The sequence below is a fragment of the Sulfurovum sp. XGS-02 genome, from assembly GCF_023213175.1.
Classification (GTDB): Bacteria; Campylobacterota; Campylobacteria; order Campylobacterales; family Sulfurovaceae; genus Sulfurovum.
The window spans coordinates 1483310-1503154 of sequence record NZ_CP093312.1 but is presented as its reverse complement, the minus strand read 5'-3'; the positions used below and the strand labels follow the sequence as shown (position 1 = coordinate 1503154).

Annotated in this window: 17 protein-coding genes and 1 tRNA gene; 16 read left to right on the top strand and 2 right to left on the bottom strand. The window is 32.6% G+C overall.

The features are described from left to right. The first annotated feature begins 66 nt into the window (after positions 1-66). Positions 67-141: transfer RNA gene (locus MN086_RS07405), tRNA-Asn, on the top strand. A gap of 81 nt (positions 142-222) precedes the next feature. Here the strand turns inward: MN086_RS07405 and MN086_RS07400 are convergent. Next, positions 223-1341: an HNH endonuclease domain-containing protein gene (locus tag MN086_RS07400; protein WP_248575380.1), complete on the bottom strand. Its 1119-nt coding sequence runs from the start codon at positions 1339-1341 to the stop codon at positions 223-225. Continuing rightward, positions 1328-1954, bottom strand: a complete 627-nt coding sequence (locus MN086_RS07395) for a bifunctional 2-polyprenyl-6-hydroxyphenol methylase/3-demethylubiquinol 3-O-methyltransferase UbiG (RefSeq protein WP_248575379.1) — start codon at positions 1952-1954, stop codon at positions 1328-1330. Before MN086_RS07395 ends, MN086_RS07400 begins: the two co-directional genes overlap by 14 nt. Positions 1955-2437: 483 nt before the next feature. Here MN086_RS07395 and MN086_RS07390 point away from each other — a divergent pair, with 483 nt between their 5' ends. The 15 genes from MN086_RS07390 (at position 2438) to MN086_RS07320 (ending at position 19782) form a co-directional block, all read left to right on the top strand. After that, positions 2438-3043: a hypothetical protein gene (locus MN086_RS07390; protein ID WP_248575378.1), complete on the top strand. Its 606-nt coding sequence runs from the start codon at positions 2438-2440 to the stop codon at positions 3041-3043. 267 nt (positions 3044-3310) lie between these two features. Then, on the top strand, positions 3311-4579 hold the full coding sequence (locus tag MN086_RS07385) for a nucleotide sugar dehydrogenase (protein ID WP_248575377.1): 1269 nt from the start codon (positions 3311-3313) through the stop codon (positions 4577-4579). Between the two features lie 143 nt (positions 4580-4722). Further along, positions 4723-5745 (top strand): UDP-glucose 4-epimerase GalE, encoded by a 1023-nt coding sequence (galE, locus tag MN086_RS07380; RefSeq protein ID WP_248575376.1) that lies wholly within the window; start codon positions 4723-4725, stop codon positions 5743-5745. Next, a complete protein-coding gene (galU, locus tag MN086_RS07375; RefSeq protein ID WP_248575375.1) occupies positions 5727-6572 on the top strand; it encodes a UTP--glucose-1-phosphate uridylyltransferase GalU in 846 nt (281 codons plus the stop codon). The genes galE and galU overlap by 19 nt, the downstream gene beginning before the upstream one ends. A gap of 96 nt (positions 6573-6668) precedes the next feature. Beyond that, entirely contained in the window at positions 6669-6818 is a 150-nt protein-coding gene (locus MN086_RS07370) for a hypothetical protein (RefSeq protein ID WP_248575374.1), read from the top strand. Then, the gene (gene wecC, locus MN086_RS07365; RefSeq protein ID WP_248575373.1) at positions 6819-8009 is read left to right on the top strand and encodes a UDP-N-acetyl-D-mannosamine dehydrogenase; all 1191 of its coding nucleotides are present in this window, start codon (positions 6819-6821) and stop codon (positions 8007-8009) included. It abuts the gene before it with no gap. A gap of 7 nt (positions 8010-8016) precedes the next feature. After that, positions 8017-9120 (top strand): acyltransferase, encoded by a 1104-nt coding sequence (locus MN086_RS07360; RefSeq protein WP_248575372.1) that lies wholly within the window; start codon positions 8017-8019, stop codon positions 9118-9120. A 5-nt stretch (positions 9121-9125) separates the two neighbouring features. After that, positions 9126-10454 (top strand): O-antigen polymerase, encoded by a 1329-nt coding sequence (locus tag MN086_RS07355; RefSeq protein ID WP_248575371.1) that lies wholly within the window; start codon positions 9126-9128, stop codon positions 10452-10454. Continuing rightward, complete coding sequence (locus MN086_RS07350) at positions 10447-11979, top strand: lipopolysaccharide biosynthesis protein (protein WP_248575370.1); 1533 nt, start codon at positions 10447-10449, stop codon at positions 11977-11979. The genes MN086_RS07355 and MN086_RS07350 overlap by 8 nt, the downstream gene beginning before the upstream one ends. Beyond that, the gene (locus tag MN086_RS07345) at positions 11976-13235 is read left to right on the top strand and encodes a glycosyltransferase family 4 protein (RefSeq protein WP_248575369.1); all 1260 of its coding nucleotides are present in this window, start codon (positions 11976-11978) and stop codon (positions 13233-13235) included. Before MN086_RS07350 ends, MN086_RS07345 begins: the two co-directional genes overlap by 4 nt. Then, positions 13219-13728 (top strand): DapH/DapD/GlmU-related protein, encoded by a 510-nt coding sequence (locus MN086_RS07340; protein WP_248575368.1) that lies wholly within the window; start codon positions 13219-13221, stop codon positions 13726-13728. The genes MN086_RS07345 and MN086_RS07340 overlap by 17 nt, the downstream gene beginning before the upstream one ends. Further along, positions 13725-14849 carry a glycosyltransferase gene (locus MN086_RS07335; RefSeq protein ID WP_248575367.1) on the top strand — a complete coding sequence of 375 codons (1125 nt, stop codon included), beginning with the start codon at positions 13725-13727 and terminating at the stop codon, positions 14847-14849. Before MN086_RS07340 ends, MN086_RS07335 begins: the two co-directional genes overlap by 4 nt. Before the next feature lie 59 nt (positions 14850-14908). Beyond that, positions 14909-17047, top strand: a complete 2139-nt coding sequence (locus MN086_RS07330; protein ID WP_248575366.1) for a bi-domain-containing oxidoreductase — start codon at positions 14909-14911, stop codon at positions 17045-17047. A 34-nt stretch (positions 17048-17081) separates the two neighbouring features. Next, positions 17082-18653 (top strand): alginate lyase family protein, encoded by a 1572-nt coding sequence (locus MN086_RS07325; protein WP_248575365.1) that lies wholly within the window; start codon positions 17082-17084, stop codon positions 18651-18653. Continuing rightward, positions 18640-19782 carry a glycosyltransferase family 4 protein gene (locus MN086_RS07320; RefSeq protein WP_248575364.1) on the top strand — a complete coding sequence of 381 codons (1143 nt, stop codon included), beginning with the start codon at positions 18640-18642 and terminating at the stop codon, positions 19780-19782. The genes MN086_RS07325 and MN086_RS07320 overlap by 14 nt, the downstream gene beginning before the upstream one ends. The last annotated feature ends 63 nt before the right edge of the window (positions 19783-19845 follow it).

Sequence of the window (19845 nt, the reverse complement as noted above, 5' to 3'; positions counted from 1 at the left end):
ACATTAAAGGACTTTTTCCCTATAATCTCACCCACGAAACAAGCATACGCTTCTTTCAACCATTGTTCCGGCATAGCTCAGCGGTAGAGTAGATGACTGTTAATCATTTGGTCCCAGGTTCGAATCCTGGTGCCGGAGCCACTTCATAAAAATAATCCCATAAAAATTTTAAAATTATTATGATAATTTGTATTAAATTCATTTTATATTTATTATAAGTAATTAAAGAGAGAAAGCACTATATCCTCTTTGTGAAATTAAATAATTTGATTTTTCACTAAGTGCTTCTATCAGTTTTATTTTGTTTATCACTTTGTCTTCTGCTGACATTAGTGATGATTTGATCTGATATTCAAAAAGTTCTTTAGCTTTTTCCTCATACATTTCCCAATAAGACACAATCAAATCACTTTGTTTTAGTATGAGTTCAGGTGAAGGGATCTTATCTGACTTTTTAGCATTTACTTTTGGATCACAAGGAAGTAGGTTCCACAGGTCATTATTGAACCAGACAGAGTAAGGTAATACATGATCAATATCATATTTACCTTGATGTAATTTTTTCCCACTCCACACACATTGACATTCATCTGGTAGATATTTTCTTCCAACAGTAGTGTTCCTGTCTGAAAAAATGGTTTTATAAATCATTGCATCTACTTTATCGGTGGCAAAATTATTTTGATTGAGTTTGTAGGTAGTTTCTCTCCAACGTCTGGCAATAGTAGAGTTTCCATAGAGGCTTTGACCCATATATCGAAAGATATGATAATGATCTTTTTTGATAGTGAATTTTCCAAAGTTCTCAATTAGAAACTCTCTATTGAATTTTTCTGTTTTGGATATTTTCCCAAAGGTTTTACTTTCTGGCAAATAAATTTCATATTTTTCTTCACCAGAGTACTTCATTGGCATTTGAGTAATGGTTTTTGCCATCTCTTTAGATAATTTTATTAATAATGAGGATTGAATAGCATCAAGCTCCATCGAAAGGTACTTCATATAAACTTTTGCATACGCATCTTGCCAAGAAGTTTTTTCAGGATAGAGTTTCATATATTCAAATAGTTCAGCATAGATGGATTCAATTTGTTTATTGAGTACTCGACCACTGTTTTGTTGACGTATGCGGTTAAATACAAATGGAAAGTAGTCAAAGATCCACCCTTCTATTATTAATCCCAAAGGAAGATTTGCTTGACTTCCTTCGATCTTGATAAGATGATCATAACGTTGACAGACATCTATAGTATTTTTCAATAGTGCAAACTTGTAAGTACTTGAGATTTTATCTTGTTCGATGATTTTGTTGATTTGGCTAAGTGATTCAAAGCTTATCATAACTATAAACCTCTGTTACCCATGTAATCTCTCTTTCCTCAAGACCATCTTTATTGGTGTTTTTAGAGATTTTCTTACACTCATATTCTTCAAAAAGTGCTTCAAGTAATGTAGTGTCTATATTTTCAAAGTAACGATCACTTATTTCTGCTCTTGCTGTAATGCTGTAGCTAAGTATTATCTTTCCACCAGGTTTCAAGAAAGAACAGAGTGATTTAATAGATGACTCATACGTACTTTTGGGTAAATGCATCCAAACTGCTATAAGGATGATACTATCAAAAGAGTACTCTAATTCTTTTGGTAGATTAAGATTAGGTAGAGAAGTATTAAAGAAATGATCAGAGATATCTTCAAAACGTTTTTTAGCATGGTCTACAAATTGCTGTGAGGGATCAGCACCCCAGATTTCAAATTCTTCATCTCTTAAAAATGCAAGATCTCTCCCAGATCCAAATCCAATATCTAATATTTTTGATCCGTGTGTAAGGTTATTGAGTAATATATTATAAAAAATTGACATTTTTGCAGAATCATAGGCTGGTATAAGTCTTTGAGCAGCTCGATTATAATATTTGATAGTGGACTTTATACGGTCTTGATCTTGGTTCATGTGAGTATTCTAACATTATTTGTATTTACATAATAGAGTTTTAAAACTTGAAGTCACAAATTGTGACTTCAAGTTCAAGATATAATTTTATAAAAAATAAACTAGTCGCATATTGCGATCAGGTTAAACCTAATAGACACCATATAAGAAATTAGTTATAAAATATTCTCTGTAATTTGCAGTGTCAAATTGGCACCGCAAAAAATGGAGGTCACATTTTGTGACCTCCAACCAACTAAAGAATACACTTACGAAGATCTCAAAAGAAGAGCGAAACGTACACTAGACTCTCTTTACATCCAAGATGAGTGGTAATGAAAAATAAATAAAAGGAGGATGACAAGAGATATGCAGATAGTTATGGGGAGGCTATGGGTATATTGGGTTTTAAGGGGTAGTATGTTGATGAACAGATTACACAGCATTAGCTGGTCTTGTTCTGTAGTATGTTTATTTGTAATAGTATGAAAAAAAAGGGTAGAAATGTCATTAAATCAATGTAAAAAAAGAGTTGGAAATGTTGTAGTTAGTATGGTATTTGGAATGGTTGGTCTTGTAGGGCTGTCTGGGTGTGCAGGCAGCTCTCCGAGTACAGAAGCGAAACAGACACTGCAAAGTGCAGAAGGGTATCAGGTAGGACAGGTGAATGTCACATTGACCGATCATGTTTTCTATGACTTCAGTGAAGAAGAAAAGCATTATCCGAACGAGAAAGAGTTAGCCAGCTTTTTTAAAGAGGATATAGAAAAATATCTGAAACAAGCTGGAAGATCTTGTCAAGGTACACCATCGTGTTTGACCTTGGATCTAGATATCAATTATCTACGTAACTTTAATATGGGATCGGTGTCAGTCAGTGCTCCGACGATAGACAGAACTTTAACGATACGTCAAGGAGATACTGTTGTCTATAACAATACGCAAAAAGAGTTGAAACTCAACAAGGGTGGTATCGTAGGCAACACACTCAATGAGTTGGCACTTTTTACCAAAGCAGGAGAAGAGAAAGCCAATGTAGAGGATGAACGTAAGGATATTCAGGTGATCTCTCAAGTTACAGTGAAGGATATCGAACGGTTGTCCTTATAAGAGGTTAAGGATCATAACAATGGATCGATCAGATGAACTGCTGGAAGACTTAGGTCTAACAGCGGTAATACTCAAATAATGTTATGCAAGTTCCTTTTTTTTCATAATTATTATTTGGAAGTATTTATTGAAACATTGTAGATATGCCACCTTTTCATTGTAATTTCATCTTTATTCAAGAGATGTGTATTTGTTTTGAGTGTCAGGTCATTAGAGTCTAACCCCTTTTAGATATAATATTATCAATTTAAATCAGGAATTATACATATGCCCCATAAGATAGCTGTGATCGGACTTGGATATGTAGGTTTGCCTTTGGCACATGCATTTTCGGAGAAATATGAAGTTGTAGGATTTGACATTGCGCAGTGGAGGATCGATGAGCTTAACTCTGGAGTGGACCGTACGCTTGAACTGAGTGAAACACAAGTGAAAGAAGCTTTGGGACACGGTATGTCATTTACTGCTAATCTTGATGATATTGCTGATTGTAATGTTTATATAGTGACTGTTCCTACACCTATCGACAGTTCAAATCGTCCTGATCTTACACCACTTATTAAATCTTCCGAGTCTGTGGGGAAAGTGTTAAAAAAAGATGATATTGTTATTTATGAGTCTACAGTGTATCCTGGAGTCACTGAAGAGGTGTGTGTACCTGTCCTTGAAAAGATGAGTGGCTTGAAGTTCAATGATGATTTCTTTGCAGGTTACTCTCCAGAGCGTATCAACCCAGGAGATAAAGAGCACACAGTGACTAAGATCCTCAAGGTCACTGCTGGTTCTACACCTGAGATCGCAAAAGTGGTGGATGATCTTTATAAAAGCATCATCACAGCAGGGACGCACTTGGCATCATCTATCAAAGTAGCTGAAGCCTCAAAGGTCATTGAAAACACCCAAAGAGATGTAAACATTGCATTGATCAATGAGCTTGCTCTCATCTTTGACACGATGGGGATAGATACGACTGAAGTCATTAATGCTGCTGCAACAAAATGGAACTTCATCAAGCTTGCTCCTGGTTTGGTTGGCGGGCACTGCATCGGTGTTGATCCTTACTATTTAACGCATAAAGCACAAGAGCTTGGCTATAAACCAAACCTTATTCTTGGCGCACGTCAGATCAACAATGGTATGAGTAAGTATATAGCTGAACGTACGATCAAAGAGATGATCGCACATGATAAGAAAATTAAAGGTGCTAATGTACTAGTGCTTGGTTTGACTTTTAAAGAGGATTGCCCAGACACTAGAAACTCCAAAGTCTTTGATATCATAGATGAGATGGTAGATTATGGATGTGCAGTTGATGCTTATGATCCATGGATCGAAGAAAAAGATGTGGATCAGAAAAACTATGCCTTCATCAGTGACCCTATAAAAGAAAATAAAAAGTATGATGCTATTATCGTCGCCGTAGGACATAAAGAGTTTAAAGCACTTGAACACAGTAAATTGGAACAAGTTAGTGCAGGCGAACCTGTACTGATAGATATCAAAGGTATTATTGATAATCCTACTTGGAGACTATAAAATAAAAGACTCTTTTACAGCAAGAACAGAGAGCAGATATTGTTTGCAGTTTCTGTATGACACAAATATGAGATCTTTTGGTTAAAGTATCAGCATTTTTTTGAGTGATGTCAATAGTTAGATTAAATAAAGGGAGGTAGTTTATGAAAATTCTTGTTACAGGTGGAGCAGGGTACATCGGTAGCCATGTGGTTAAGTTACTGCTTGAAAACAGTGATCATCAAATTACCATTCTTGATAACCTAGTTACAGGATTTCAAAAGACGATCGATACCTTAATGGTCATCGCAAAAGAAAATGGTGTAGACTTGAATTTCATCAAAGAAGATCTTTCTGATTTTCACAAGGTCGAAAAGATCATGCATGAAAATAAGTTTGATGCCATTATCCATTTTGCTGCTTCTCTTGTGGTACCGGAAAGCGTTGAGAACCCTTTAAAATATTATCTTAACAATACTGCCAATACAGCTAACCTTATAAAATATGCTACCCAAAACAGGGTCAAGAAATTTATATTCTCCTCCACGGCAGCTACATATGGGGAACCTGATTCAAGTGTTGTCAACTTGGAGACAGGCCTTAAAGAGAGTGACCCTACAGACCCTATCAACCCTTACGGGATGAGCAAGCTCATGAGTGAAAGAGTACTGAAAGATACGGCTTTTGCCCGTGATGATTTCAAGTATGCTGCACTGCGTTACTTTAATGTAGCGGGTTCTGACCCTGACGGGCGTATCGGTCAGTCCACTGAGAATGCTACACTGCTCATCAAAGTAGCGGCAGAAACAGCCACTGGTAAACGTGAAAAGATGTATATCTTCGGAGATGATTATCCTACTCCTGATGGTACGGGTATCCGAGACTATATACATGTCGTAGATCTGGCTCAGGCACATATAGAGGCTTTAGAGTATCTTGAAGAGTATGAAAGCGATGTGTTCAATGTAGGGTACAGTCGAGGTTTCTCGGTTAAAGAGGTCATTGATACGATGAAAAAAGTCTCCGGTGTTGATTTTACGGTTGAACTAAAAGAGCGACGTGCAGGTGACCCGGCTATCCTTATCTCTGATAATACAAAAATAAAAAATGCCATGCACTGGGAACCGCGCTATGATGATCTGGAAGTCATCTGTCAAACAACATTAGAATGGGAGAAAAAAATTTGAAAATCAAAAAATGTCTATTTCCGGCTGCAGGATACGGTACCCGTTTCCTTCCGGCAACAAAAGCTACACCTAAAGAGATGCTACCGGTCCTTACTAAACCACTCATCCAGTATGGGGTAGAAGAGGCACTGGAAGCAGGTCTCAACACGATGGCGATTATTACAGGGCGCGGTAAACGTGCGATAGAAGACCATTTTGACATTTCGTATGAACTTGAGCAGCAGATCAAAGGTACGAGCAAAGAGCCTCTCTTAGATGAGATCCGTTCTCTCATCAGCCAATGTACCTTCTCTTACACAAGACAAGTAGAGATGAAAGGTCTGGGACATGCTATCCTTACAGGAGAAACACTTATAGGAAATGAGCCATTTGCCGTTATTTTGGCGGATGATCTCTGTACCAATGGGGATGATGGTGTACTTAATCAAATGATAGAAGTGTATGAAAAATACCAATGCTCCATCATCGCCATTGAAGAAGTGCCTAAGGAAGAGACATATAAGTATGGTGTGATAGCCGGAAAACTGGTTGACAATACAGATGATACCTACAGAGTAACAGACATGGTAGAAAAACCGGACCCAAAAGACGCACCGACCAACATGGCTATCATCGGACGATACATCCTTACACCGGATATCTTTGATATACTTAGAGAAACAAAACCGGGTAAAAATGGAGAAGTTCAGATCACAGATGCACTTTTAGAACAAGCCAAACAAGGTAAAGTGATCGCTTATAAATTTAAGGGTCAACGTTTTGACTGTGGTTCTGTGGATGGGTTTGTGGAAGCGACGAATTATTTTTATGAAAAAATACAAGGGTAGCATTTTAGCATGAGAAAGTGGGACATTGAATTTTAGGGGTATATAAAGGGGTATATTTTTAATATATCCTTATTTCTATGCATGTCTATGTAATCTATGAGTCCTGTATTAGATCTCATTATAAAAGAGGCACAAACACTTATTGACGATGAAGAGGTGCATATCAAGATGAGTCAAGCAAGTAATCCTTGCGGTGATGGTCAGGCATGTAAAAAAGTTATTGAATATTTAAAAGGTAAAATGTAAATGCATAGTGAAAAAAAGATTTGTGTCATAGGTCTAGGCTACATCGGGTTACCTACTGCGGCACTACTTGCGAACCGTAGTTATGACGTACATGGTGTAGATGTGGTACAGAGTACAGTAGACATTATCAATCGTGGGGAGATCCACATTGTTGAGCCGGAGTTAGATACTTTTGTTCATGCCGCGGTCAACAGTGGTAAGTTAAAAGCTGACCTAGAACCGACTGAAGCTGATGTCTTCATCATTGCTGTTCCTACTCCATTTCATGAAGGGTATGTTCCTAACATAGACTATGTCATTTCTGCAACTGAAGCGATAGCATCTTTTGTAAAAGAAGGGAACATTGTCATTTTGGAGTCTACTTCACCAGTGGGCACGACAGATAAGGTGGCAGAAGCGTTGGCATCACATGGGATTGATACAAACAAGGTGCATGTAGCACACTGTCCTGAGCGTGTTCTACCTGGACACATCATGCGTGAGTTGGTAGAGAATGACCGTATAGTAGGAGGGATTACCCCTGAAGCGACCAAGGCAACGGCAGAGTTTTACAAAACATTTGTAGAAGGTGAGGTACTTGAAACAGATGCGAAAACTGCAGAGATGGCGAAACTGACGGAAAACAGTTTTAGAGATACCAACATCGCTTTTGCCAATGAGCTTTCCATCCTTTGTGACAAGTTCGACATTGATGTATGGGAACTCATCGCCCTTGCTAACAGGCACCCAAGAGTAAATATCTTGCAACCGGGTGCTGGTGTAGGTGGACACTGCATCGCAGTAGATCCATGGTTCATCGTCCATGCAGGTGGTGAAGATGCTAAAATGATAAGAACTGCCAGAGAGGTAAATACCTACAAAACTGAATGGGTAATAGAGAAGATCAAAAATGCTGCACTTAAGTTTGAAAATGTAAATGGTAGAAAAGCAAAGGTCGCTTGTATGGGATTGGCATTTAAGCCAGACATCGATGATCTGAGAGAATCACCGGCATTATACATCACAAGACGTCTGATAGCAGATGGATTGAATGTATTAGCAGTAGAACCAAATATTGAGAATTTTAAAGAGTTTGAGATTTTTGATTATCAAGAAGCTGTAGAAAAAGCAGATATTATTTCCTTCCTTGTCGCACACAAAGAGTTTAAAAGTTTGGATATTGAAACAAATTTAGATTTTTGTGGGATATAGATATAAAATGAATATTGCACCAGTGTTATCGAATTATCTAAATTTTTTGAGATGGATAGCAGCATTTTTAGTTGTTATTGGTCATTTAAGAAGTTTGATATATCCTGAATATTCACAAGTTATCAATCCATCTTTTTTAGAAACAATATTCTATTTTATTACAGGTTTAGGACATGAGGCAGTAATTATTTTTTTTGTACTTAGTGGATATTTAGTAGGTGGAGAATTTATAAGTATGCATAAGTGTAAGAAACAATTTTATATATATTTTATTAAAAGGTTTAGTAGAATTTTTACTGTGTTTCTCCCTGCAATAGTTATTGGAGGGATATTAGATTATATTGGTATAACTTATTTGAATACAAATGGTATTTATAGTAACATGTATCATTTTTCCGCTATGAATTATAGTGTGATAGATAGATTATCTATAAATACGTTAATTTTTAATATATTAATGATGCAAACATCACTGTCTAATACATTTGGTAGCAATGGTCCACTTTGGAGTTTAGCCAATGAATGGTGGTATTATATGCTATTGCCCGCACTTTATATAATATTTAATAAAAATAAAATTTTTCTAAAAGCAACATTATTTATAGTTGTTCTTATAATGATATTTATTTTAAATAACAATTTATTAATTTATTTTTCAACTTGGTTATTAGGGGCACTAGTATTTCTTTTTAAAAAAAAGTTTCATTTTCCTTTTATTATATATATTAGTATCTTATTGTTTTTAGTTTCATTTATAGTTTCAAGAATAAATTTATTTGATAGCCAGTTCTTACATGATTTAATAATTTCATTAAGTTTGGCATTCCTAATAAATAATTTAGCATTTATTAATAATACTAGAATATTTTTTTCTAAAATAAATAGTAATTTAGCAAAATTTTCATATTCATTATATCTTTTTCATTTTCCACTTATAGTATTTGTTCTTGCTTATTCAAAAGAAACTATTAATCATAAATTACCATTATTTATATGCGCTATAATAATTACATATTTATTTTCATTCATTATGTATATACTTTTTGAAAAGAAAACGTTTTTAATAAAATCTAAACTTTATACTTTTTTTAATCTTACAAAGGAAAAATAAAGAATATGATTGAAGTAACTATGTTGTTTATCGTGGAATTTAGCATATTCCTATCAATATATTTATATATATTTAAAAATAATATAAAGAATAATTTGCCCCTTTTTTATATTATTACAATTATGTTTGCATTCATGTTTTTGGGCCCATTGTATGGTTATGTTAATAATATCAAATCATTATTTGGAAATTATTTATGGGATTATTATGATGATGTTCTTGTTTATTATATTTTAGGTATTAGTATGTTTTTTATTGGTTATATTTTATCAATAAAAAATACTAAAAAAAATAAAAAAATAAATATTAGTCTTTTGAAAAATATTGATAAAAACTTTATTAGATTTGGTATGCTAATTGGAGTTTTAGGTTATATACTTTGGGCAGTAACCTCTGGACGTTCTATTTATAATATATTTTTATTAGACTATTTTGGTGCAAGTAATAATCTAGATAACTTTATGAATATTGAAAAAGGGAATAATTATTTACGCCAAATGGTTGAGATATTTATTCCGATTCTAACTCTTTCTTTTTTTTCCAATATGAAAAAAAAGGAAATTGCAATTTGGACTTTGATTGCATTGATTATATATATATCACAAGGATTTAGATATAGAATTATTTTATTAATATCTGCGTATACATTTATTTATATATTTTTTTATGTTAAGTCATATAAGAAATTCTTTATGAGTACAGGGTTATTACTTATATTAACTTTATATACTGTGACACAATTAACATATTATAGATGGGAGATCCGTGCAAATATTCTTGGACAGGAAGCAAAACGAGTATCCTCTGATTATGCTAATGAAACAGTTTTAAGTACGTTTGGCCATTATACAAGGAACTATATGCCTTTTGCATCATTAGTAAAATATATGGAAAAAAATGATATTGAATATGGTTATGGAGAAACAATGTTTGGACATATTTTTGTTAGAATGCTTCCAAGTTTTTTCTTTCCAGATGGAAAACCGTTCCCCCCAGCTGTTAAAGTATCTGCAGAATCTTGGGAAAGTGCTGAAGGTAAGTTTGCAGGTGAAGCATATGCAGCAACTGGAGGTGTTTATTATGAATTTGGAGTAATTGGTATTATTCTTTTTTATATAGTGATTGGTTATTTAATTGGGATTTTGACTAAAAAGATAAAAAAAGCAAAAAATTCAGTTCATTTAGCATTTTATCTTACAATTATAGTTTCATTCTTTCAACTTTTAACTCGTGGATATTTACCAGGGTATGTAATTTCGTTTGGTTATATGTTACTACCTTTTATTTATATAAAATTTTTTAAATCTGCACTTTGGAACTCTAAAAATGTCTAGAAGAAAAACCATTTATACTACTATGATTTTCAATTTTTTATTGCAAATAGTTAATTTTAGTTATAAATTTTTAATTACTCCATTTTTATTAAGTGCATGGGGTAACATTAAATATGGAGAGTGGTTAGTTATTTTTTCATTCGTTACATCATTATCTCTTCTTAACTTTGGTATTGCTAAGTTTTATGGTAATAATTTACGTAAATTATATTTAAAAGACAAAGTAGATGATTATAAGGTTCTATTTTCTGAAGCTATTATTTTGGCATTGGTGATTTTCCTTTTTATTGGAGTAGGTTTATTTATTATTATTGAAAATGTCAATCTAATAGAAATACTTAATATTACTGATTGGCCAAAGAAAGATGTTCAATTAGCTGTTTTCCTTTTGGGGCTTAGTATTGCTGGGAGTATCTTTCTTGAAATAATTTCATATCTGTATGTCTCTATTGGTAAGTACAGTGTTCAACCATTATTGTCATCCGTAAACCTTCTAATTCAATTATGTCTTATTATTATATTGTCGTATTTTAATTTTGGAATTGTTGCAATGTCTGTAATAGTATTGGGATCAGTTGTAACAATTACAGGTATAAGTTTAATTGTTTTTATAATTAAAAATCCAGAACTTGTTCCAAATCGTGTATTTTTTAAAATTCAAAATATTTTAACTAGTATCAAGACGAGTAGCTATTTTCAATTAATTACTTTTTCACAATTTTTTATACTGCAAGGAAGTGTTTTATTGATCAGTCATCAATTGGGGGCAGCTACAGTAAGCTTGTTCGTTATTACAAGAACAATAACATCAGGACTTGGTCGGCAAATCATTCAAATTGTTAATCATAGTATTTGGCCTGAATTAACATCTCTTTTTGCTGAAGGAAATTATGAAAAGCTTAGATTCTTACATTTGTTAATTGTCAAAATATCTATCATCTTAGTAACGTTTTTTAGTCTGTTCATCTTTCTTTTTATTGATGATATATTTTGTATTTGGTTATCAACAGATGATTACCTTGATTACAATCTTATTTCTTTACTATTGTGTTATCTTATGGTTCTTTATACATGGATCCCATCATCCTTTGTGCTTATGGCAAATAATAATGTTAAATATTTTGGTCTGTTGTCTTTTTTAAGTTCATTGTTCTTTTTGATATTAAGTTACTTATTATTACCGACAATTGGATTATATGGTCTTATTTATATATTAATAATTTCTGATTTTTTGTTTATGACATTTTTCATACCTAAATTTGCATGCAGTAAAATAAATGAAAATTATTGGAAACTTTTAGTAAAAATATTAAAATTATTTCTTCCGTCAATAATATTGTTTATTGTGTTTAATTTATACTTAGTTGATAGATTGAAATATTATGATGTTGGTGAAAAGGTTTTGTTTACTTTTATTATATCTATCTTTATGATGTTGTATTTTATTAAAACGAGTATGACTTCTTATGAGAAGGGATATGTATTAGATATTTTTAACAATAAATATAAAAAAGGTAATAAGTGAAAAAGACTATTAAAATTGATGTCGCAACCTTAGGAGCTCGCATGCACTATGCTGTTCCAAAGATTTTAGCTAGAAATAATATGTTACATAAAATGTATACCGATTTTTTTGTAGGAAATAAAGCTTTTTTATTAAAAATTATTTCTCTATTTAGTTCAAAATCGAAACTTTTAAAAGCGGCACAAGGCAGACAAATTAATGAGCTGGATAATAGTCAAATTGTATCATTTGATTTACTCGGCTTATATAAAAAGTATTTAAGTAGAAAAATTAAAAGTGGATTAGATCATTCAAATTTAATTATTAAAATAAGTAAATTGTTTAATAAAAAAATGTCTAAATATGACTTTCATCAAGTCGATGCAATATATGGGTTTAATGTATCATCTCTTGAAATTTTTAAGTTTGCTAAAAATAAAAATATTATGTGTATTTTAGAACAAATGAGTTCGCCTAAAAAAATAGAACAAGAATTACTTCAATCCGAAAGTAAACGATGGAATCATATTGATGATTCTATATTTATTGATGATAATCACCCATACATTGTACGTGAACAACGTGAATGGGATTTAGCTGACATAATTATTGTCCCTTCTGATTTTGTTTTACAAGGTCTCATTAAGATGGGTGTAAATAGAAATAAATGTCATTTGGTTCCATACGGTGTAAGTACGGATACTTTTAAATTTCATGATAAAAAACGAAGTGGCCCTTTTCACAGTCTTAATATATTATTTGTTGGTAAGGTTGGTATTCATAAAGGTGCACATACTTTATTAGAAGCAGTTACTCAGGTAAAGGATATGAATGTAAATTTAAAATTAGCCGGTGCAACAACTTTTACATCAGAATATATTTCGAAATTTGATAAAAATATTGAGTTTCTCGGTATGGTACCACGAATTGAAATAATGAAATTGTATGAGTGGGCGGACTTATTTGTTTTCCCATCATTATGTGAAGGTTCTGCAACAGTTGTTTATGAGGCATTAGCAAGTGGAGTACCAGTAATTACAACTGTAAATTCTGGTTCAATTATTATAGATGAATTTAATGGTTGTATTGTTCCGATTACTGATTATAAAGCTATACAAAATAAATTAGAGACGATCTATCACGATATTCAATATTATAATAAATTAGTGAATGGAGTAGAAAGTACACTTCCTAAAATAAGTATAGAAAACTATGAAAAGAATATTTTAAAAGTTATTGAAAAATCTATAAAGGGTATTAATGAGAAAAATATATAAATTTTTATTTTTTATAAATAAACTTGTTTGGAAATTTAATCATCGTCTTTATATGAAAAATAATAATATATTAATGAAAAAGCTTGGCATGAAAATTGAGGGTGATCCTATTTATATTTCTGCAACAGTTTCATTTGATGGGACTGACTATAGTTTAATAGAGATCGGAGACAAAACAGTTATTTCTTCTGGTGTAAGAGTCCTTACACATGATTTTTCAGTTTCAAGAATGCTTTATGCGGTTGATAGACTTAAAGCGAATGAAAAAGAAAAATCTATTTTGTCACCGGTTAAAATAGGTAGAAATGTGTTTATAGGAGCACGTTCTATTGTAATGCCAGGAACAGTTATTGAAGATAATGTTGTTGTTGGTGCAGGTAGTGTAGTACGTGGAAGATTAGAAAAAAATGGAATTTATATCGGTAATCCTGCTGTCAAAATTAGAACTATTGAAGAACAATTAATAAAGTATGAGCAAAGGGGACTTATATGAAACTTATTATTAATACTTCGAATCTTTATGTTGGCGGTGGATTACAAGTTGCTATTTCATTTATTAATGAGCTACGCTTACTAGATGTAGATTATGATTTTCATATTTTTCTTTCGAAAGCTGCAAATAAGCAGATAGATCAAAAAAGCTTTCCAAGTAATTTTAATTTTTATCTTATAGAGAAGTCACCATCATCTTTAGCTCATAGAAAAGAGATAATTAAACAGTTGGATAAGTTAGAAGAGTCTATCCAGCCAAATGTTGTTTTTTCCATTTTTGGACCAACTTTTTGGACACCGAAAACAGTACACGTCATGGGATTTGCTTTACCTTGGTTGATCAATCCTGATTCATCTGCTTTTGGTCAATTATCTTTTTTAAAAAGAGTCAAGAAGAGAATAGAAAATCTATATAAGGCATATTTTATAAAAAAGAATGCAGATTTTTATGTAACAGAAACAGAGGATACAAAATTTAGATTATCTAAATTCCATAAGATAAATGAAGATAAGATATTTGTAGTTGGTAATACTTATAGCTCATACTTTAATGAGCCTATTAATCAAAATACCTCTCTTCCTGAACGTCAAATATCAGAGTTTCGACTAGTTACAATTTCTCATAATTATCCTCACAAAAACTTGAAGATTATTAAAGAAATCATTCTTTACTTGAAAGAACAGCCAATACAATACAAATTTATATTGACTATTGATCAGGAGAGTTACGAATCACTATTCTCAGATGTACAAGACTATGTAATTACGCTTAAACCAATAAACACTGATCTTTGTCCTTCTGTATATGATCAATGTGATGCACTTTTCCTTCCAACACTTCTAGAATGTTTTACAGCATCTTATCCTGAAGCAATGAAAATGAAAAAACCAATTTTGACATCAGATTTATCTTTTGCAAAAGACATTTGTAAAGATTCTGCACTTTATTTTGATCCATTAGATGCTAAAAATATTGCAGACAAGATAATAGAATTATCTACAAATAAACAACTGCAAAATGATTTAATTGTAAAGGGAGCAGAACGATTGTCAGAAATGGAGACAGCAGAATCCAGAGCAAAAAAATATTTGAAAATATGTGAAAATATTGCATTGACCTAGTTAACCATGCTAGTCATCTTTTAATATATTATCACAATCTAACAAAGGAAAAATAAAAAATGAAACAATTGATACAAAGTTATAAAACAGGTGAGTTAGGACTTTTTGATGTACCTGCTCCAGTATGCCAAGAAAATGGTGTACTTATTCAAACAACAGCATCTTTAGTGTCAGCTGGTACTGAAAAACTGATGGTGGATCTAGCAAAAAAATCACTGATCGGAAAAGCAAAAGCGCGTCCAGACTTAGTTAAACAAGTTGTTGACAAGATGAAAAAAGAAGGTGTTAAAAATACACTTGAAAAAGTTTTTAGTAAATTAGATACTCCTATCCCACTTGGGTATAGTTGTGCAGGACGAATCATTGAAGTAGGTTCTAATGTAGATGGATTATCTGTTGACGATCGTGTAGCTTGTGGTGGTGCTGGCTATGCGAACCACAGTGAAATTAATTATATTCCAAAAAATCTTATGGTTAAAATTCCTGACGGGGTAGATGATATTGATGCATCTTTTGTGACAGTAGGTGCAATTGCCATGCAAGGTGTACGTCAGTGTGAGCCGAAGCTTGGTGAAAGAGTTGCAGTTATGGGACTTGGATTGATAGGACAGATTACTGTTCAACTACTTAAAGCAAATGGTTGTAAAGTTATCGGTAGTGATGTTGATCCTGATAAATTAGAGTTGGCAAAAAAATTAGGAGCAGATGAAACTTGTCATGCGGGTGAGCTAATCAAAGCTTCTACTGAATTTAGTAATGGTTATGGAGTTGACAGTGTTATTATTACTGCTTCTACCTCAAGTAATGGACCGATAGCAGATGCTGGTGAGATTTCACGTATGCGTGGTAAAGTAGTTGTAGTCGGCTTGGTAGGGATGGATGTTCCGAGAGATATTTATTACAAAAAAGAATTAGACTTACGTTTATCTATGTCTTATGGGCCTGGACGCTATGATCCAGAATATGAAGAAAAAGGGCAGGATTATCCATTTGACTTGGTACGTTGGACAGAACAAAGAAATTTTGAGTCATTTCTTGAACTTGTTGCTGAAGGGAAGATACATCCGAAAGAACTAATTACACATCTAATTAACTTTGATGATGCAATGCGAGCATATGATCTTTTAGAAGGAAAGATTAAAGAAAAATATCTCGGTATCGTTTTAACATATGATAATGATATAAAGGTTGAGGAGCATAAAAATGTGCAGATCTCTTCCAAGATAATTGCAAGTGAAAATGTTAATATCGGGCTAATTGGTGCAGGAAACTTTACTAGAGCTGTTCTTCTTCCGAATCTTAAAAAAGTTAATGGTTACGAACTTGTAGGCTTATGCACTGCTACAGGAGTAAGTGGACATGGAACAGGTAAGAAATATGACTTTAAATACATCACTACGGACAGTGACGCATTATTGACTAATGATGATATTAATACAGTCTTAATAACGACACGACATAACGATCATGCTGACAAAGTTTTGAAGGCTATAAAAGCTAAGAAGCATTGTTTTGTTGAGAAGCCGTTGTGTATAAAAGAGGAAGAATTAGAGAACATTGCTGCAGCATATGATGGAAAACATGTCTTACAGGTAGGATTTAATCGGCGTTTTGCACCATTGGTTCAGAAAATGAAGCAGACTATTGGAGATGCTCCAATGAGCATTACTTATCGGGTAAATGCAGGAGTCATCCCAAAAGATGTATGGGTACAGGACTCAGAGATTGGTGGTAATAGAATTGTAGGTGAAGTTTGCCATTTTATTGACACTTGTAGCTATTTAATTGGTAGCCATGTTGCTAAAGTTTATGCTTCATGTGTTCATAAAAATGACCAGTCAATACCAGATGAAGATAATGTAAGCATTATTCTTGAATACAAAAATGGCTCAACAGCAACAATAAACTATTTTGCTTATGGTGACAGTACGATGCCTAAAGAATATATGGAATTATTTTCCAATGGAATTGCCATACAGATGAATGACTATAAAGAGCTAATGATTTTTAAGAATGGTAAAAAAGATAAAATTAAAAATGCTAGTCAAGACAAAGGCTTTGTTGCTGAGTTTGAAGCGTTTAAAACTGCAATCAAAACCGCTCAACCATCTATACCTTTTGAGAGTATTTACAACACTACTAAAACGACATTTAAAATTCTAGAGTCATTACGTTCGGGACAAGCTATTGAAATCTAAACAGATATTTAGACTTATAAATACTGTCAAGTTTATGAAGATTGAACAGATAAAGTACAGATTGTACTTTATCATTAGAAACAAACTACGTCAAGTGCGTAGTTTTACTTATAGATACAGTGTGTTATCCAAGGCAAAACCGCTCACTCTCTTACCTTCTTTGGATTCTTTTCTATCACTAAAAAATGATAAATTCACTTTTTTAAATTTAGAACAACAGTTCGAAGATAGAATCGATTGGAATTATTTAGGTCATGGAAAACTCTGGGCGTATAATCTAAATTATTTTGAGTATTTGCATCAACGTGAGATGACATCTGACAAAGGCCTAACTTTAATTTATGATTTTATAGGTTCAATTCAGAGTAACAAAGAGGGCTTAGAGCCGTTTCCTATTTCATTACGAGGTATCAATTGGATTAAATTTTTAAGTTATCATAAAATAAATGATCAAAAGATCAATGATAGTCTTTATGCTCAATATAAAATACTAATGGATAATTTAGAATATCACATCTTAGGAAACCACTTGCTTGAAAATGGTTTTTCTCTTCTTTTTGGTGCTTATTATTTTCAAGATGAGATTTTCTATGAAAAGGCCAAACAGATCTTATTGAGGGAACTGAAAGAAGAAATACTTAATGATGGCGGACACTTTGAACTTAGTCCAATGTATCATCAGTTGATGCTATTTAGAATTTTGGATTGTATAAACTTAGTGAAATATAATGAGTATAAAAACCATGCATTACTGGCAGTGCTAGAAGATAAAGCGAAAGTAATGCTTGGTTGGATTAATACATTGACTTTTCAAAATGGTGCAATACCTTTGTTTAATGATAGTACAAATAATGTTGCACCAACAACTAAGCAGTTAAATGATTATGCTCGAAAGCTCGATGATGATTTTAACTATAGCAGTGTAAAATTATCTGATAGTGGTTATCGAAAGTTCTTTCAGTCAAAGTATGAATTGGTCGTAGATGTAGGTAACATTGGCCCTGATTATATACCAGGACATGCGCATAGTGATACATTTAATTTTGAAATGTATATAGACCATAAACCATTTATAGTTGATACTGGATTGTCGACATATGAGGCAAATATGAGAAGAGAATTTGAAAGATCTACTCAGTCTCATAATACTGTTGTTGTTGATGGGTTGAATCAGAGTGAAGTCTGGGGTGGATTTCGTGTGGCTAATCGTGCAAAGATAATTGATTTTAATGAAAGTACCAATCAAGTAGAAGCTACACATGATGGGTATAAAAGAATCGATATTTTACATACTCGTACATTTAAATCAAATATAGATGAAGTTAGCATAATTGACAAAATTGATTCTAAAACGGATCATGAATGTGTAGCTTATCTGCATTTTCATCCAGATATCAAGGTCTCGGAAAGTGAGGGATTATTAATTACTAATATAGCTGTAATTAATTTTCAGGGTAATACGGGTATTCGCTTAGATAAATATAAGTATGCACCAGAATTCAATAAAACATATACAGGACAATGTGCAGTGATAAGTTTTAATAAAAAGTTGTCTACTAAAATTGTAATAGAAAATACTATAAGAGGGAAGCATGAAAACAATTAATTTTTTGACATCCCATTTCATACCAGAAAATACCGCTTGTACTAATCGTGTTCTTTCATTAGTACAAGAGCTTGCAAAGCATTATAAAGTGAATGTTATATGCTTAAGTGAAAAAGGTATTATTCAAGAAAATACAAAGATAGTGTACAGTGAAAATGTAATGATCTATTACGTAAATCAAGCAGCTTTTGATGGAAAGAATTTCTTTAAACGGGCGTTAAATGAAATTAAATATATTATAAAGCTCATTAAGATTTCAAAAACCTTACCAAGTGATATAACTTTAGCAACATCTCCATATATGTTTATGATTCCTTTAGTAGGTTTTGGCATACGTGGAACGAAACTTCTAGATATTAGGGACATTGTTTGGGAATATCTTGATGAAAAGAGTGTGGTAAAAAAAGTTATTAAAAAAGTATTAACCTTAATTATGAAATTAGGAATGAAGCAATTCGATCATATTACAGTTACTAATATCTATGAATTAAATCTTCTCTCTAATAAATATGCATTATCAAATAATATAGATGTTATTCCAAATGGTATCGATAGAGAACGGTATGAAAAGCTAATAACAATAAAGCCAGCAACTGATATTTCTTTTACTGTTACTTATGTAGGAAATATCGGTTTAGCACAAAATATAAAGGTTTTGATAGATGCTGCAATACAATTACCAAATGTCAAAATTTTAATTATAGGTGATGGCATAGAGGCAGATAAGCTTAGAAATTATGTTAAAAATGAGAATGTTAATAATGTTGAATTTACAGGTAAACTTGCTTGGGATATTTTAGAAGAATACTATGAAAAGAGTTCTGTATTGTACGCACAACTAGATGAAAAGTATATTTCTGCCATGCCTTCAAAGCTTTACGAGTATGCTTCAATAGGTTTACCAGTGATTTATGGTGGAGTTGGTCAGGCAAAGACTTTTATGAAATCTTTAGAGCATGCCGTTGCAATAGTACCAAATAATGTTAATGCTCTTGTTGGGGCAATAAAACAAAAGCGTGAAGAGGAGGTAAGTATTGTTTCCCAAAGAAATAGAGAATTAATCAAAGAAAAGTTTCTACGAGAAGTTGCAGCAAAAGAAGTAGTTCGTATTGTGAATGAATTAATATGATTAAGAGAGATTGGTAGAGAAGGAATAGTAGTCATTTGTGAAGATAAACTCCTAATATTTTGA

Excerpts from the sequence above, each read along its gene's own strand:
- MN086_RS07400 (WP_248575380.1), bottom strand. The coding sequence starts at position 1,341 with ATGATAAGCTTTGAATCACTTAGCCAAATCAACAAAATCATCGAACAA.
- MN086_RS07395 (WP_248575379.1), bottom strand. The coding sequence starts at position 1,954 with ATGAACCAAGATCAAGACCGTATAAAGTCCACTATCAAATATTATAAT.
- MN086_RS07390 (WP_248575378.1), top strand. The coding sequence starts at position 2,438 with ATGTCATTAAATCAATGTAAAAAAAGAGTTGGAAATGTTGTAGTTAGT.
- MN086_RS07385 (WP_248575377.1), top strand. The coding sequence starts at position 3,311 with ATGCCCCATAAGATAGCTGTGATCGGACTTGGATATGTAGGTTTGCCT.
- galE (WP_248575376.1), top strand. The coding sequence starts at position 4,723 with ATGAAAATTCTTGTTACAGGTGGAGCAGGGTACATCGGTAGCCATGTG.
- galU (WP_248575375.1), top strand. The coding sequence starts at position 5,727 with ATGGGAGAAAAAAATTTGAAAATCAAAAAATGTCTATTTCCGGCTGCA.
- MN086_RS07370 (WP_248575374.1), top strand. The coding sequence starts at position 6,669 with ATGAGTCCTGTATTAGATCTCATTATAAAAGAGGCACAAACACTTATT.
- wecC (WP_248575373.1), top strand. The coding sequence starts at position 6,819 with ATGCATAGTGAAAAAAAGATTTGTGTCATAGGTCTAGGCTACATCGGG.
- MN086_RS07360 (WP_248575372.1), top strand. The coding sequence starts at position 8,017 with ATGAATATTGCACCAGTGTTATCGAATTATCTAAATTTTTTGAGATGG.
- MN086_RS07355 (WP_248575371.1), top strand. The coding sequence starts at position 9,126 with ATGATTGAAGTAACTATGTTGTTTATCGTGGAATTTAGCATATTCCTA.
- MN086_RS07350 (WP_248575370.1), top strand. The coding sequence starts at position 10,447 with ATGTCTAGAAGAAAAACCATTTATACTACTATGATTTTCAATTTTTTA.
- MN086_RS07340 (WP_248575368.1), top strand. The coding sequence starts at position 13,219 with ATGAGAAAAATATATAAATTTTTATTTTTTATAAATAAACTTGTTTGG.
- MN086_RS07335 (WP_248575367.1), top strand. The coding sequence starts at position 13,725 with ATGAAACTTATTATTAATACTTCGAATCTTTATGTTGGCGGTGGATTA.
- MN086_RS07330 (WP_248575366.1), top strand. The coding sequence starts at position 14,909 with ATGAAACAATTGATACAAAGTTATAAAACAGGTGAGTTAGGACTTTTT.
- MN086_RS07325 (WP_248575365.1), top strand. The coding sequence starts at position 17,082 with ATGAAGATTGAACAGATAAAGTACAGATTGTACTTTATCATTAGAAAC.
- MN086_RS07320 (WP_248575364.1), top strand. The coding sequence starts at position 18,640 with ATGAAAACAATTAATTTTTTGACATCCCATTTCATACCAGAAAATACC.